The organism is Streptomyces caelestis (assembly GCF_014205255.1).
Classification (GTDB): Bacteria; Actinomycetota; Actinomycetes; order Streptomycetales; family Streptomycetaceae; genus Streptomyces; species Streptomyces caelestis.
In genome coordinates this window covers 1,878,661-1,893,398 of the sequence record NZ_JACHNE010000001.1, presented here as the reverse complement: position 1 = coordinate 1,893,398, position 14,738 = coordinate 1,878,661, and the positions used below count along the sequence as shown (strand labels likewise).

The 14,738-nt window shown below is 72.4% G+C and carries 14 protein-coding genes; 13 read left to right on the top strand and 1 reads right to left on the bottom strand.

Features of this window, described 5'->3' with window-relative positions; translation table 11 throughout:
* Window positions 1-13 precede the first annotated feature (13 nt).
* From HDA41_RS08550 to HDA41_RS08510, 9 genes are all read left to right on the top strand, one after another.
* Complete coding sequence (locus HDA41_RS08550; protein WP_184982206.1) at window positions 14-640, top strand: NUDIX domain-containing protein; 627 nt, start codon at window positions 14-16, stop codon at window positions 638-640.
* 467 nt (window positions 641-1,107) lie between these two features.
* Window positions 1,108-3,192 carry a tetratricopeptide repeat protein gene (locus tag HDA41_RS08545; protein WP_184982204.1) on the top strand — a complete coding sequence of 695 codons (2,085 nt, stop codon included), beginning with the start codon at window positions 1,108-1,110 and terminating at the stop codon, window positions 3,190-3,192.
* A 136-nt stretch (window positions 3,193-3,328) separates the two neighbouring features.
* The gene (gene ald / locus HDA41_RS08540) at window positions 3,329-4,453 is read left to right on the top strand and encodes an alanine dehydrogenase (protein ID WP_184993255.1); all 1,125 of its coding nucleotides are present in this window, start codon (window positions 3,329-3,331) and stop codon (window positions 4,451-4,453) included.
* A 413-nt stretch (window positions 4,454-4,866) separates the two neighbouring features.
* A complete protein-coding gene (locus HDA41_RS08535) occupies window positions 4,867-5,994 on the top strand; it encodes a ParA family protein (protein WP_184982202.1) in 1,128 nt (375 codons plus the stop codon).
* Window positions 5,979-6,566 (top strand): hypothetical protein, encoded by a 588-nt coding sequence (locus HDA41_RS08530; protein ID WP_184982200.1) that lies wholly within the window; start codon window positions 5,979-5,981, stop codon window positions 6,564-6,566. Before HDA41_RS08535 ends, HDA41_RS08530 begins: the two co-directional genes overlap by 16 nt.
* A 699-nt stretch (window positions 6,567-7,265) precedes the next feature.
* Window positions 7,266-8,339: a segregation and condensation protein A gene (locus HDA41_RS08525; protein WP_230299586.1), complete on the top strand. Its 1,074-nt coding sequence runs from the start codon at window positions 7,266-7,268 to the stop codon at window positions 8,337-8,339.
* Window positions 8,336-9,025 (top strand): SMC-Scp complex subunit ScpB, encoded by a 690-nt coding sequence (gene scpB / locus HDA41_RS08520; protein WP_184982198.1) that lies wholly within the window; start codon window positions 8,336-8,338, stop codon window positions 9,023-9,025. The genes HDA41_RS08525 and scpB overlap by 4 nt, the downstream gene beginning before the upstream one ends.
* Window positions 9,025-10,086, top strand: a complete 1,062-nt coding sequence (locus HDA41_RS08515) for a pseudouridine synthase (RefSeq protein ID WP_184982196.1) — start codon at window positions 9,025-9,027, stop codon at window positions 10,084-10,086. The genes scpB and HDA41_RS08515 overlap by 1 nt, the downstream gene beginning before the upstream one ends.
* Window positions 10,087-10,156: 70 nt before the next feature.
* The gene (locus tag HDA41_RS08510; protein ID WP_184982193.1) at window positions 10,157-11,176 is read left to right on the top strand and encodes an ADP-ribosylglycohydrolase family protein; all 1,020 of its coding nucleotides are present in this window, start codon (window positions 10,157-10,159) and stop codon (window positions 11,174-11,176) included.
* A 26-nt stretch (window positions 11,177-11,202) separates the two neighbouring features.
* On the opposite strand, the gene HDA41_RS08505 is transcribed toward HDA41_RS08510, so the two are convergent.
* On the bottom strand, window positions 11,203-11,646 hold the full coding sequence (locus tag HDA41_RS08505) for a Rieske (2Fe-2S) protein (RefSeq protein ID WP_184982191.1): 444 nt from the start codon (window positions 11,644-11,646) through the stop codon (window positions 11,203-11,205).
* 186 nt (window positions 11,647-11,832) lie between these two features.
* Here HDA41_RS08505 and aroH point away from each other — a divergent pair, with 186 nt between their 5' ends.
* The 4 genes from aroH to HDA41_RS08485 all read left to right on the top strand — a co-directional run bounded on the left by aroH (window position 11,833) and on the right by HDA41_RS08485 (window position 14,721).
* The gene (gene aroH / locus HDA41_RS08500; protein ID WP_184982189.1) at window positions 11,833-12,195 is read left to right on the top strand and encodes a chorismate mutase; all 363 of its coding nucleotides are present in this window, start codon (window positions 11,833-11,835) and stop codon (window positions 12,193-12,195) included.
* The gene (locus HDA41_RS08495; RefSeq protein ID WP_184982187.1) at window positions 12,192-13,277 is read left to right on the top strand and encodes a prephenate dehydrogenase; all 1,086 of its coding nucleotides are present in this window, start codon (window positions 12,192-12,194) and stop codon (window positions 13,275-13,277) included. The genes aroH and HDA41_RS08495 overlap by 4 nt, the downstream gene beginning before the upstream one ends.
* Window positions 13,278-13,393: 116 nt before the next feature.
* Window positions 13,394-14,074, top strand: coding sequence for a (d)CMP kinase (gene cmk, locus HDA41_RS08490; protein WP_184982185.1), 681 nt, complete (start codon window positions 13,394-13,396; stop codon window positions 14,072-14,074).
* The gene (locus tag HDA41_RS08485) at window positions 14,032-14,721 is read left to right on the top strand and encodes a lysophospholipid acyltransferase family protein (RefSeq protein ID WP_184982183.1); all 690 of its coding nucleotides are present in this window, start codon (window positions 14,032-14,034) and stop codon (window positions 14,719-14,721) included. Before cmk ends, HDA41_RS08485 begins: the two co-directional genes overlap by 43 nt.
* The last annotated feature ends 17 nt before the right edge of the window (window positions 14,722-14,738 follow it).

The following is a 14,738-nucleotide window of genomic DNA, read 5'->3' as shown; positions in this document are numbered from 1 at the left end:
TGGAAGGACAGGCATGACGATCAAGGACACCCCGGAGGAGTGGGAGATCCGGGCGACGGACACCCCCTTCGTGGGCAACAAGACCTCCGTCCGCACCGACGACGTGGTCATGCCCGACGGCACCGTGGTCGGCCGCGACTACCAGGTCCACCCCGGTTCCGTGGCCGTCCTCGCCCTCGACGAGACCGACCGCGTCCTGGTCCTGCGTCAGTACCGCCACCCCGTGCGCCACAAGCTGTGGGAGATCCCGGCCGGTCTCCTCGACGTCCCCGGCGAGAACCCCCTGCACGCCGCGCAGCGCGAGCTGTACGAGGAGGCGCACGTCAAGGCTGAGGACTGGCGGGTGCTGACCGACGTCTACACCACCCCCGGCGGCTGTGACGAGGCCGTACGGATCTTCCTCGCCCGCGATCTGTCCGAGGCCGAGGGCGAGCGCTTCGCGGTCGAGGAGGAAGAGGCCGACATGGAGCTCGACCGGGTGCCCGTCGAGGACCTCGTCCGGGGCGTGCTGGCCGGGGAACTGCACAACAACTGCCTCGTCGTCGGCGTTCTCTCCCTGGTCGCCGCGCGCGCCGGTGACGGCCTGGACGCACTGCGCCCGGCCCAGGCGCCGTGGCCGGCGCGTCCGTTCGAGGCCTGAACCCTCCGGGGGTGGGCCGGGTCCGGGCGGTGGCCCGGGGCCGGGCGGCGGATCCGGGTGGGGCGGCGGATCCGGGCGGGGCGATGGCCCCTGGCCGGGCGGCGGATCCGGCCCGCCGGACGCGCTACCCGCGTGACCTGCCCTGGCGCCTCAGCGGCTCTCGCGCCTGCGGCGGGTGGGCGGGCGTTGTGCCGCCCGGTGCGACGGGCGCCGCTGCGCACACCCTCCCCGAGCTCACCGCTTCGCTCCCGCGGATACCCCGGTCGCCCTGGCGGGACGAAGGCCGCCGACGGCTGCCTGCGAGCAGCCCCCTGGCGGTGTGAAGATCGGCTGATCCGATCGGGGGACGTGCCCGCCGTGCCCGTCGTGCTTCGGCCGGGGCGTTGCAGAGCGTGAACTAGGCTCTGTTCACGCCCGGACCGGGGTCCCGGCGGGCTTGTGCGTGTGGTGGGACGGGAGTGTGGCCCGTGACGGATCAGGTCGTGGAGACAGGCGACGTGCGGCTGACCGGACACGCTTCGGGAGAGAGCCGATTCCTGGGCCGTACACGGGAGTTGAAGGAACTGCGCGCCGACATCGAGCGCGCCGGCCTCGACACCCTCGCCGGCCGCAAGCCGCCACGCGCGCGCGTGCTGCTCATCGCCGGCCGGCCCGGCTCCGGGCGCACCGCGCTCGCCGAGGAGCTCGTACGGCAGGTCGCGGACCGTTACCCGGACGGGGTGCTGCACGCCCGCCTGAGTGACCCCGACGGCACCCCCGTGCCGGTCGAGCACACCGCCCGGGAACTGCTCGCCGCCCTGGACCAGGAGGCCCCGGCCGGCGCCTGTGAAGACGACCTGACCGACGCCCTGCGCACGGCCCTGGCCGACCGCCGGGCGCTGCTCCTGCTGGACGACGCGGCCGACGCCGAGCAGGTCGACGCCCTGCTGCCCGACACCCCGCACTGCCTGGTCGTCGCGGTCTCCGAGGGCCCGCTGACCGGCATCTCGGACGTCCGCCCGTGCACCCTGGGCGGCCTGGACGCCAAGTCCGGGGTGGAGCTGCTGTCCCGGCACACCGGCTCGGTCCGCATCACCGTCGACCCCCGGGCCGCCGAGGGCCTCGCCGAGGAGTGCCAGGGGCAGCCGGCCGCGCTGATGCTGGCGGGCGGCTGGCTCGCCGCCCACCCCAAGGCGGCCGTCTCGGACCTCGCCAGGCAACTGCGCGCCGAAGACGCCGAGGGGACCGCACTGAACCGGGTCTTCCGCCTCGCCTACGCCGCCCTGCCCGCCACCGCCGCCCGGATGCTGCGCCTGCTCGCCCTCGCCCCGGCCGGACTCGTCGACCCGCAGACCGCCTCCGCGCTCGCCGGCTGCTCGGTCGCCGGCGCCCGCACCACCCTGGACGACTTCGTCGCCCTCGGCTTCCTGCACGCGGTGGACTCACCGCTGCCGCAGTACGAGGTGCCGGGCTGTCTGCACCCTCAGCTCCGCGTCCTCGCCGAGCGCCACGAGCGCCCGGCCGAGCTCCAGCTGGCCCGCGCCCGCATGCTGGAGCGGACGGTACGACTGCTCCAGGCCTGCCGGGCGATCACGGAGACCGACAGTCCTCAGGCCCGCCAGAAGCTCCTCGACCTGCCGCGTGCCCTGCGCTTTTCCACGCCCCGGGCGGCCGCCGAGTGGCTGCGCGTGACCCGGCCCACCCTGCTGGCCTCGGCCCGGCTCGCGGTCGCCGACGGGCAGCTGGACACCCTGGCCCGGCGGCTGATGTCCCAGCTGGTGCGGGCCATGGTGGCGCATGTCGGCACCCAGGCGGCGGCGCCCGACCTGTACGGCATCCACAGCCTCGTCCTCGACGTGGCCGAGCGCCGGAACCTGCCCCGCGAGCGGGCCGCCGCCCTGCTGAACCTCGGCGACCTCGACGCCCGGACCGGCCGCACGGCCGACGCCCTGGCCCGCTACCGGGCCGCGCTGGACGCCGGACGTGAGGTGAACGATCCGTACGCGACCGGCCGCGCGATGGAATCCGTAGGCGGTGCGCACCTGGAGCTCGGTGACTTCGACCGGGCCGCCGACTGGTTCGGCCGGGCCCTGGTCGAGCGGCTCGCCCGGGACGAGCGCGCCGACGCGGCCCGGTTGTACGGGCGGATCGCCGCCGCCCACACCTACGCGGGCCGCTACGGCGAGGCCCTGCGGAACTGGCGCGCGGCGATCGCCGGGCACCGTAAGGACGGCGACGTGGCCGCCCAGGCCCGGGCGCTGAGCGAGTTGGCGCGCGTCCAGGAGTACGCGGGCCGGCCCGAGGAGTCGCTGCGCACCTGCCGGGAGGCCGTGGAGTGGGCGCGGCGGGCCGAGGACCCGCGGTTGCAGGCCGCGCTGCATCTGCGGGTCGCCGACACCCTCGAGCACCTCGGCGACCCCGCGTCGGCCCGGCTGCACCGGGGCGCCGCCGAGCGGATCCTCGGGGAGTACCAGGAGGAGCAGGCGGAGCCCGTAGCGGCCTCCAGCGGCGACCCACACCTGAAACCGGAACCTGACGCCTGCGAAATCCGCAGCGCATCCGCTGAAGATTGATGCAATGAAAGGCTAGACAGCGGGAACACCTTCATTAGACTGGCTTTGCCGCACGTTCTCCTGCGGTCTCTCCCGGTGTGCCCGTGCGCGCCCGGGTATGTCTAGTAATGCCCCCATGCCCTCTGAGCCAAGGACCGTGATCGACGTGAAGGTCGGCATCCCCCGCGAGGTCAAGAACAACGAGTTCCGGGTGGCCATCACCCCCGCCGGTGTGCACGAGCTGGTGCGTCATGGCCACCAGGTCGTCGTCGAGCGCGGCGCCGGCGTCGGCTCCTCGATCACGGACGAGGAGTACGTGGCCGCCGGTGCGCGGATCCTGGAGACCGCCGACGAGGTGTGGGCCGCCGCCGACCTGCTGCTGAAGGTCAAGGAGCCCATCGCCGAGGAGTACCACCGCCTCCGCAAGGACCAGACGCTCTTCACCTACCTGCACCTGGCCGCCTCCAAGGAGTGCACGGACGCCCTGCTGGAGTCCGGCACCACGGCGATCGCCTACGAGACGGTCGAGCTGCCCGGTCGCGCGCTCCCGCTGCTCGCCCCGATGTCCGAGGTCGCGGGCCGGCTGGCCCCGCAGGTCGGCGCCTACCACCTGATGCGCGCCAACGGCGGCCGCGGCGTGCTGCCCGGCGGCGTCCCCGGCGTGCCGGCCGGGCGGGCCGTCGTCATCGGCGGCGGCGTCTCCGGCTGGCAGGCGGCGCAGATCGCCATCGGCCTGGGCTTCCACGTGACCCTGCTCGACAAGGACGTCAACAAGCTCCGCGAGGCGGACAAGATCTTCGGCACGAAGATCCAGACCGTCGTCTCCAACGCCCTGGAGCTGGAGAAGGCCTGCCTTGAGGCCGACCTCGTCATCGGCGCCGTCCTGGTCCCCGGCGCCAAGGCCCCGAAGCTGGTCACCAACGAGCTCGTCTCGCGGATGAAGCCCGGAAGTGTCCTTGTCGACATCGCGATCGACCAGGGCGGCTGCTTCGAGGACTCCCGTCCGACCACCCACGCCGAGCCGACCTTCCAGGTCCACAACTCGGTCTTCTACTGCGTCGCCAACATGCCCGGCGCGGTGCCGAACACCTCCACCTACGCGCTGACCAACGCCACGCTGCCCTACATCGTGGAGCTGGCCGACCACGGCTGGGCGGACGCGCTGCGCCGCGACCCCGCGCTGGCCAAGGGTCTCAACACCCATGACGGCAAGGTCGTTTACAAGGAGGTCGCCGAGGCGCACGACGTGGAGCACGTGGAGCTGTCCTCGCTGCTCGCCTGAGCCCGCGGCGCCGGAAAGTCGGCTAAGTCACCAACAGGCAAAGGCGATACGTCAACACAGCTCGTCAACGCCGCGCACCCGGCCGGACCTTGCCCGACAAGGTCCGGCCGGATGTGTGTATGGTCACTTCGCGATTCTCGGGCAACTCGCCTCGAACGTAACCCTTCAACCGATTCGCACACCGGTGAAACCTGCCGTGCGACGGCCGTACGCCCTTGACAGCGTGATGTTTCATTGCCGACACATCGGGCCGGGTCCGGCGGATTGTGTTGCTGCGGACGCCCGACACGCCATAGAGTCGCCAATCGTCGGCATGGTGCCACGCTGACCTGTCTAGAAGTTTCCTGGTCACCAAGGAGGTAAGACGACTTGTGAATGAGTCGACATTTACTCCCGGGGGTGGTCAACCAGGAATGCCTGCACGGGACCAGGAGCCCGCGGGGTTCGCGGCTGTCGGCTCCGTCGCCGTGCGCACCTTCGCAGCCCACCAGAGTCAGCAGGCGACTCACACAGCACACCAGAAGATGGATGGCCATCACGTGAACGCCATGGCCGGCGACGGAAGTGGCGCGCCCCACAACCACTTCGCCGACTACGACGAACTGCCCGAGGGGCACTTCTACGACCCCGACGCGGAGTACGAGCCCGATCCCGAGTACGCGGCCACTCTCGCGCCCGACGCGGCCAGACAGCGCCGGGAGCGCATCGGCCCGACCGGACGCCCGCTGCCGTACTTCCCGATCCCGGGCCCGCTGACCGACCACGGACCCGCGAAGATCATCGCGATGTGCAACCAGAAGGGCGGCGTCGGCAAGACCACGTCGACCATCAACCTGGGTGCCGCGCTCGCGGAGTACGGACGCCGGGTCCTGCTCGTGGACTTCGACCCGCAGGGCGCGCTGTCGGTCGGACTCGGCGTCAACCCGATGGAACTCGACCTCACCGTCTACAACCTGCTCATGGAGCGGGGGATGGCGGCCGACGAGGTGCTGCTGAAGACGGCGGTCCCCAACATGGACCTGCTGCCCAGCAACATCGACCTGTCGGCGGCCGAGGTCCAGCTGGTCTCCGAGGTCGCCCGCGAGTCGACCCTGCAGCGCGCCCTGAAGCCGCTGCTGCCCGACTACGACTTCATCGTCATCGACTGTCAGCCCTCGCTCGGCCTGCTCACGGTCAACGCGCTGACGGCCGCGCACAAGGTGATCGTGCCGCTGGAGTGCGAGTTCTTCGCGCTGCGCGGTGTGGCCCTGCTGACCGAGACCATCGAGAAGGTCCAGGAGCGGCTCAACCCCGAGCTGGAGCTCGACGGGATCCTCGCCACGATGTACGACTCGCGCACGGTGCACAGCCGTGAGGTGCTCGCGCGTGTCGTCGAGGCGTTCGACGACCACGTCTACCACACGGTCATCGGGCGCACGGTCCGCTTCCCGGAGACCACGGTCGCCGGTGAACCGATCACGACGTACGCCTCCAACTCCGTCGGCGCCGCCGCCTACCGCCAGCTCGCCAGGGAGGTGCTCGCCCGGTGTCACGCCGAGTGAGTCTGCCGGGGGCCGACGAACTCTTCCGTACGACAGGGGGGATGGCGCTTCAGTCGTCCACGCCCAGGCGTCAGGCCAACGGCGATGCCCGGGTGCCCGCTCCGGCGGGGGAGGGCGACGCGGTGGCGGCCGCGGAGGACGCGCCGCAGTCGGTGCCCGCACAGGGCGGTGACGGCGAGGGCGCCGAGCATGTCGCGGCGGACGCGGAGTCGGCCGAGGCCGGGGAGTCCCGCAGCCGTGCGGCGGCCGCCGAGCGCGACGGCTCCGCCCGGCGGCAGGCGGCGCAGGAAGGTTCTGCCGCCGGTGCCGCTGCCGCGGCGGCGCCGCGCAAGCGCGGACGGGGCGGGACGCGCCGCCCCAGCGGTCGCGAACGGCACGACGAGAAGATCACCGTGTACGTGTCCGCCGAGGAGCTCATGGACCTGGAGCACGCCCGTCTCGTGCTCCGCGGCGAGCACGGCCTGGCCGTCGACCGCGGCCGTATCGTCCGCGAGGCGGTCGCCGTGGTCCTCGCCGACCTGGAGACCCGCGGGGACGCCAGCATCCTCGTACGACGGCTGCGCGGGCGGTAGCGGTAGCCTGCCGAGGTCATGACCTCGAACGCTTCCCCACCGCCCGTCGGCGGCCCGTCCGGCCGCCGGCGCGCGCTGGGGCGTGGGCCGGGGGCTCCGCGGGTGGCTCCGCCGGTTGAGCCGACGGACGTGGTCGAGCCCGGTGAGCTGCCTGCGGACAGTGCCGAGTCGGGCGTGACGCCCAAGGAGACCGAGGCTGCCGGGTCGGGCGTCTGGTCCGAGGAGGAAGCGGCCGGCGCGCGGGCGTTGGTTGCCGAGGAGTCGCCCGGCGGTCGGGAGCGACAGGTCCCTGTCGAGCGGGTGGCTCTGCCGGTCGAGCCGACGGACGTGGTCGAGCCCGGGTCGGGCGTCGGGTCCGCGGAGGCGGCTGTCGGCGGGCACGGGGTGGTTGCCGAGGAGTCGCCCGGCGGTCGGGAGCGACAGGTCCCTGTCGAGCGGGTGGCTCTGCCGGTCGAGCCGACGGACGTGGTCGAGCCCGGGTCGGGCGTCGGGTCCGCGGAGGCGGCTGTCGGCGGGCATGGGGTGGTTGCCGAGGAGTCGCCCGGCGGTCGGGAGCGACAGGTCCCTGTCGAGCCGGGGACAGCGACCGTAAGGCTCCGACCGGAGCGTGCGGCCGGGCCTGCCGTTCCCGGGGCGGGCCGTGAGGGCGTTTCCCCCAAGGGGGACGACGCGTCCGGGCCCGAGGCCGGTCATCCTGCGGTGGGGCCTGAGCATCACGCCCCCGGGCCGGTGGCTGCGGCCGAGGTCGTAGATCCGGCCGCCGAGTCCGTCGAGACCGGGTCCCGGCACGGGGCGCTCGCGTCCGCCGCTGGGGCCGCTGCCGAGGTCGCCGTTCTGGAGCCGGCAGTCGGGGCCGTTCCTCCGCAGGTCCTGGCCGAAGCCGGGGCGGCACCCGGAGCGCTGGCCCCGCAGGGCCGGAGCGAGCCGGGGGGCATCGCCTCGGCCGGAGGTGCCGTCAGCGATGACGGGGTCTTCAAGGTCCGGCTCGCCAACTTCGAGGGGCCCTTCGATCTGCTGCTTCAGCTGATCTCCCGGCACAAGCTGGACGTCACCGAGGTCGCGCTGTCGAAGGTGACCGACGAGTTCATGGCGTACATCCGGGCGATGGGGCCGGACTGGGATCTGGACGAGACGACCGAGTTCCTCGTCGTCGCGGCCACGCTGCTCGATCTGAAGGCGGCCCGGCTGCTGCCCGCCGCCGAGGTGGAGGACGAGGGCGACCTCGCGCTGCTCGAAGCCCGGGACCTGCTGTTCGCCCGGCTGCTCCAGTACCGCGCGTACAAGCAGATCGCCGACATCTTCAGCGGGCGGCTCGACGACGAGGCCCGGCGCTATCCGCGTACCGTCGGGCTCGAGCCCCACCATGCCGAGCTGCTGCCCGAGGTGGTCATCAGCATCGGCGCGGAAGGGTTCGCCAGGCTCGCCGTGAAGGCGATGCAGCCCAAGCCCAAGCCGCAGGTGTACGTCGACCACATCCACGCCCCGCTGGTCAGCGTGCAGGAGCAGGCCGAGATCGTCGTCGCCCGGCTCAGGGAGCTCGGCGAGGCCAGCTTCCGGGACCTCGTCGAGGACACCGACGACACACTGACCGTCGTGGCCCGGTTCCTCGCGCTGCTGGAGCTGTACCGCGAGAAGGCCGTCGCGCTGGAACAGGAGACCGCGCTCGGCGAGCTGCTCGTGCGGTGGACCGGCGGGGACGGGGACGAGACACCGACCGTCACCGACGAGTTCGACCGGCCGCCCGAGCCGCCGAAGGAGGAGAAGAAGGCATGAGCCATCAAGCCACCGAGGTCCCGGCCGGGCCGCGTGCCGTCGCCGACCTCGATCTCAAGCCCGCGCTGGAGGCCGTCCTCATGGTCGTGGACGAGCCCGCGACCGAGGAGCACCTCGCGAAGATCCTCGACCGGCCCCGGCGGCAGATCGCGGACGCGCTGCGCGAGCTGGCCGACGAGTACACCGTCCAGGGCCGCGGCTTCGAACTGCGGTACGTGGCGAACGGCTGGCGGTTCTACACCCGCGCCGCGTACGCGCCCGCCGTCGAGCGTTTCGTGCTGGACGGCCAGCAGGCCCGCCTCACCCAGGCCGCCCTGGAGACCCTGGCCGTCGTCGCCTACCGGCAGCCGGTCAGCCGCAGCCGGGTCTCCGCCGTACGCGGAGTCAACTGCGACGGCGTCATGCGCACCCTCCTCCAGCGCGGTCTGATCGAGGAGGCGGGCACGGAACCCGAAACAGGTGCGATCCTGTACACGACGACGAACTACTTTCTGGAGCGGATGGGCCTGCGCGGTCTGGACGAGCTCCCGGAACTCGCGCCCTTCCTCCCGGAGGCGGAGGCGATCGAGGCCGAGACCCAGGAAGGCGTACCGTCGTTCGACCCGGACGCGCCTGATGACGACGTGCCGGGTCGCCGCCCGGTCACCCCGGGTACCGACGACGAAGACGACCAGACGGAACTTTGATGCGAAGCAGCGGCAGCGGCAAGAGCGGCGGGCGCGGTAACCACCGCGGCGCCGGCAACGACAGGGACCAGAAGCAGGGGCAGGGCCGCCCCCGCAAGCCCCGCCCGGAGGAGCGCCGCTACGACGTGGGCCCCGGAGCGACGAAGGACGGCCCCAAGGCCGGGCGCGGCGGCGCTGCGCGCGGTGGCGCCAAGGGCGGGCCCAAGGCGCCCCAGAAGGGCGGTCGCACGGCCCCGGCGCGCCCGCGCGAGTACGAGGCGCAGATCGAGGAGCGCAACCGCGACCGGTACGCCGGGAAGAAGGAGGTCAAGCTCCCGAAGACCTTCCCGGGTGCCGAGCAGGAGGGCGAGCGGATCCAGAAGGTCCTCGCGCGCGCGGGCTTCGGCTCCCGGCGGGCCTGCGAGGAGCTGATCGACGAGGCCCGCGTCGAGGTCAACGGTGAGATCGTGCTGGAGCAGGGGCGGCGGGTCGACCCGGAGAAGGACGAGATCAAGGTCGACGGACTGACCGTCGCCACGCAGAGCTACCAGTTCTTCGCGCTGAACAAGCCCGCCGGGGTCGTCTCCACCATGGAGGACCCGGAGGGGCGGCAGTGCCTCGGTGACTACGTCACCAACCGCGAGACCCGGCTCTTCCACGTGGGGCGGCTCGACACCGAGACCGAGGGTGTCATCCTGCTCACCAACCACGGCGAGCTGGCCCACCGGCTGGCTCACCCCAGGTACGGCGTGAAGAAGACCTACCTCGCGCACATCGTCGGCCCGATCCCGCGCGACCTGGGCAAGCAGCTCAAGGACGGCATCCAGCTGGAGGACGGCTACGCCCGCGCGGACCACTTCCGGGTCGTCCAGCAGACCGGCAAGAACTACCTCGTCGAGGTCACCCTCCACGAGGGCCGCAAGCACATCGTGCGCCGGATGCTCGCGGAGGCCGGTTACCCGGTCGACAAGCTGGTGCGCACCGCCTTCGGCCCGATCACCCTCGGCGACCAGAAGTCCGGCTGGCTGCGGCGGCTGTCCAACACGGAGGTCGGCATGCTGATGCAGGAAGTCGATCTCTAGGCTGACGCGGACGCCCCGAGTGCCGTGAGTTCCCCGTGTCTTCCGGCGCGGGGACGGAAGGATTTCTGACATGACCACGCTCGTCGACAAGCAAGCCGCCACCGGAGCGCTGACCGGCCTCGCCCTGGGGGACGCGCTGGGGTATCCGACCGAGTTCAGCGATGTGCCGACGATCGTCGCCAGGTTCGGTCCGTGGCGGCGGCTGGACCTGCCGGCACCGGCGCTCGTCACCGACGACACGCAGATGACGCTGGCGCTGGGGCGGGGCATCCGGACGGCGATGGACCGGGGCGTACTCGAGCCCCAGGGGATGGCCGAGGCCGTGCGGCAGGAGTTCATCGCCTGGAACCGCTCTCCGGAGAACAACCGCGCTCCCGGCGACACGTGTCTGCGGGCCTGCGCCCTGCTGGAACACGCGGACCGCCCCTGGCAGGACGCCAGTCAGATCCACTCCAAGGGCTGTGGCGCCAACATGCGTGTCGCGCCCCTGGGGCTGGTCCCCGGCCTGAGCGACGAACAGCGCGCGGGCGCCGCCCAGTTGCAGTCCGCCCTCACCCACGGGCACCCCACCGCGCTCGCCGCGTCCGACCTGACCGCCTACGCCGTACGGCTGCTCGCGCAGGGCGCCGAGCCGGCCGGGCTGGTCGGTGTGCTCCGCTCGTACGCCCTGGAGAACCGCAGCCACTACCACGAGCGCTGGCTCGGCGGCCTGTGGCGCTTGGCCCAGGACGCGAGCCCCGAGCAGTTCATCGCGCGCGGCTGGGACGAGTGCCTGGCGATCCTGGACCGCCTTGAGCACGCTGTGGGCACGGTCTCGCCCGAGACCGATCCGTGCCTGGCCACCGGGGAGGGCTGGATCGCCGAGGAGGCCCTGGCGACCGGGCTGTTGTGCTTCCTGCTCTTCGCCGACGAGCCGCTCACGGCCCTGCGCCGCGCCGCCTGCACCGCCGGCGACTCGGACTCCGTCGCCTGCCTGGCCGGCGCCTTCGCCGGTGCGTACCTGGGCGCCGAGGCCTGGCCGAGCGCGTGGGCCGACCGCGTCGAGTACCGGAGCGACCTGCTGACCCTCGGGGCGCTCTGGGACGCCTGACCAGGGGCCCGGCCGGGCGGTGTCGCTCACGTCAGGCGGACCGAGTTTCCCTCCACGGCGATCTTCTCGGCGGGCAGCGGCCGCGTCGCCGGGCCGCCGGCCACCGAGCCGTCGGCGATGCGGAACCTGCTGCCGTGACAGGCGCAGTTGATGGTGCCGTCGGCGACGGACGCCACCGTGCAGCGCTGGTGGGTGCAGATCGCCGAGAAGGCCCTGAACCGGCCCTGCTCGGGCTGGGTCACCACGACTTCTTCTTCCTTGAAGATCTTTCCGCCGCCGACGGGGATCTCGTCCGTGGAGGCCAGATCCCGCCCGGCCGTCTCCCGTCCGGCCGTCTCCCGCCCGGTGGGCGAGCTCGTCGACGTGGAGCCGTTGTCGTCGCCGCCCCCGCCGCAGGCAGCGACGAGTGCCACCGCGCCCGTGGCGCCCGTCGCGAGGAGGACCGTGCGGCGTGTGGTCTCGTAGGCCATGTCGTCACTCCGAAGGTGCAAAAGGAGGTAAATCGGAATTCTCTGCATCTTGGCACCGAAAATACCCAAGAGGCGGCAATGCCGGTGTCTCATCGCATGGGCGCCGTGCACCCCGGCCGCGTGAGCTGACTAGGCTTGTCGCACAGCGCGACACCAGCGACATGTACGTCAGCAAGGAGCAACGCCGTGGCGGTACGAGCGGTCCGGGGCGCCGTCCAACTCGAACGGGACGAGGCCGGGCACATGGACGAGCAGGTCGGAGCCCTGCTCACGGCCATCCTGGAGCGCAACGACCTCACCGCCGAGGACCTGATCAGCATCTGGTTCACGGCCACGCCCGACCTGCACAGCGACTTCCCGGCGGCCGCCGCCCGCAAGCTCGGCATCGTCGACGTCCCGCTGATCTGTGCCCAGGAACTGGACATCGAGGGCGCCATGCCGCGTGTCGTCCGTGTCCTCGCGCACATCGAGTCCGACAAGCCCCGTGCCGACATCGCGCACGTCTACCTCGGCGCCGCGGGCGCCCTGCGCAAGGACATCGCCCAGTGAGGACCGCACTCGTCATCGGGACCGGGCTGATCGGCACGTCCGCCGCCCTGGCCCTGTCCCAGCGGGGCGTCACCGTGCACCTCGCCGACCACGACGCGGAGCAGGCCCGGACGGCCGCCGCGCTCGGCGCCGGCACGGACGAGGCGCCGGACGGGCCCGTCGACCTGGCGATCGTCGCCGCCCCGCCCGCACACGTGGCCGACGTGCTCGCCGACGCCATGAGCCGCGGTGTGGCGCGCGGCTACCTCGACGTCGCCAGCGTCAAGGGCGGGCCGCGCCGCGAGCTGGAGGCACGCGGCCTCGACCTCGCGGTCTACATCGGCTCGCACCCCATGTCCGGCCGTGAGAAGTCCGGCCCGCTCGCCGCGACCGGCGACCTCTTCGAGGGCCGCCCCTGGGTGCTGACTCCGACCCGGGACACGGACACCGAGGTGCTGAACCTCGCCCTGGAGCTGGTCTCGCACTGCCGTGCCGTGCCGGTCGTGATGGACGCCGACGCCCACGACCGGGCCGTCGCTCTGGTCTCCCACATGCCCCACCTGGTCTCCAGCCTGGTCGCCGCGCGCCTGGAGCACGCCGAGGAGGCCGCCGTACGGCTGTGCGGGCAGGGCATCCGGGACGTGACCCGGATCGCCGCCTCCGATCCCGGCATGTGGATCGACATCCTCTCCGCGAACCCCGGGCCGGTCGCCGACCTGCTCACGGACGTCGCCGCCGACCTGGAGGAGACCGTGCGGGCCCTGCGCGCCCTGCAGTCCTCCGACGAGGACAAGCGCCGCGACGGCACCACCAACATCGAGGACGTCCTGCGGCGTGGCAACGCCGGGCAGGTCCGGGTCCCCGGCAAGCACGGATCCGCCCCGCGGGCCTACGAGGTCGTGGCCGTGCTCATCGACGACCAGCCCGGACAGCTGGCCCGGATCTTCGCGGACGCGGGCAGGGCCGGCGTCAACATCGAGGACGTGCGCATCGAGCACGCGACCGGGCAGCAGGCCGGTCTGGTGCAGCTGATGGTGGAGCCGAAGGCGGCACCCGTGCTGAGTGCCGCGCTGCGGGAGCGGGGCTGGGCGATCCGGCAGTAGGGCATGCTGGAGGTGGCTGACCGACGCGCGGCCGGACGAGTGACCCGCACCCAGTAACCTTGTGCGGGGCAGTCGCGCCCTCACCCCGCCAGCCCGGTCCAGGAAGGTCCCCCACTGTGGAAAGCGCCACGCCAGTGATTGTCGCCATCGACGGTCCCGCCGGCACCGGCAAGTCGAGCACGTCGAAGGCCGTGGCGGCCCAGCTCGGCCTGAGCTACCTGGACACCGGCGCCCAGTACCGGGCGATCACCTGGTGGATGGTGAACAACGGCATCGACACCGACGACCCGTCCGCCGTCGCCGCCGCCGCGGGCAAGCCGGAGATCGTCTCCGGCACCGACCCGGAGGGGCCGACCATCACGGTCGACGGCGTGGACGTGTCCGGCCCGATCCGCACCCAGGAGGTCTCCTCCACGGTCAGCGCGGTCAGCGCGGTGCCCGAGGTGCGGGCCCGGATCACCGAGCTCCAGCGCTCGATCGCCGCCTCCGCGGCCCGGGGCATCGTGGTCGAGGGTCGTGACATCGGCACGACGGTGCTGCCGGACGCCGACCTGAAGATCTTCCTCACCGCCTCCCCGGAGGCGCGTGCCGCCCGCCGCAGCGGTGAACTCAAGGGCACCGACGTGCACTCCACCCGCGAGGCCCTGATCAAGCGGGACGCGGCCGACTCCAGCCGCAAGACCTCGCCGCTGGCCAAGGCGGACGACGCGGTCGAGGTGGACACCACCGAGCTCACGCTGGCCCAGGTCATCGAGTGCGTCGTCACCCTCGTCGAGGAGAAGCGGGCCGGGAAGTGACCGACCAGCTGCCTTCACTACGGGGTGCCGACGTCGGGCGGCGCATCGGCGTCGGCCTGATGTACGGGCTGTGGAAGCCGCGCGTGCTCGGCGCCTGGCGGGTGCCCACGACCGGCCCGGTGATCCTCGCCGTCAACCACTCCCACGCCATCGACGGCCCGATGGTCATGGGCGTGGCGCCCCGGCCGACGCACTTCCTGATCAAGAAGGAAGCGTTCATCGGCCCGCTCGACCCGTTCCTGACCGGCATCGGCCAGCTCAAGGTGGACCGCGACACCACCGACCGTTCGGCGATCACCCGGGCGCTCGGCGTGCTGGAGAACGGCGGCGTGCTCGGCATCTTCCCGGAGGGGACCCGGGGCGAGGGCGACTTCGCCTCGCTGCGCGCGGGGCTCGCGTACTTCGCGGTGCGCAGCGCCGCCCCGATCGTGCCGGTCGCGGTGCTGGGAAGTTCCGAGAAGCGGGGACGGTTGATAAAGGGGCTGCCTCCGCTGCGGTCCCGCGTCGACGTCGTCTTCGGGGAGCCCTTCGAGGCGGGTGACGGCAGCGGGCGCCGTACGCGCACGGCGCTGGACGAGGCGACCGGGCGTATCCAGAAGCAGCTCGCCGCCCACCTGGAAAACGCCAGGCGCTTCACCGGGCGCTAGACAAGACTGAGTAGTGG

What these genes read in the sequence shown, in the direction of transcription:
- HDA41_RS08515 (WP_184982196.1), top strand. Translation starts at nt 9,025, where the DNA reads ATGCGAAGCAGCGGCAGCGGCAAGAGCGGCGGGCGCGGTAACCACCGC.
- HDA41_RS08505 (WP_184982191.1), bottom strand. Translation starts at nt 11,646, where the DNA reads ATGGCCTACGAGACCACACGCCGCACGGTCCTCCTCGCGACGGGCGCC.
- HDA41_RS08535 (WP_184982202.1), top strand. Translation starts at nt 4,867, where the DNA reads ATGCCTGCACGGGACCAGGAGCCCGCGGGGTTCGCGGCTGTCGGCTCC.
- HDA41_RS08550 (WP_184982206.1), top strand. Translation starts at nt 14, where the DNA reads ATGACGATCAAGGACACCCCGGAGGAGTGGGAGATCCGGGCGACGGAC.
- HDA41_RS08510 (WP_184982193.1), top strand. Translation starts at nt 10,157, where the DNA reads ATGACCACGCTCGTCGACAAGCAAGCCGCCACCGGAGCGCTGACCGGC.
- scpB (WP_184982198.1), top strand. Translation starts at nt 8,336, where the DNA reads ATGAGCCATCAAGCCACCGAGGTCCCGGCCGGGCCGCGTGCCGTCGCC.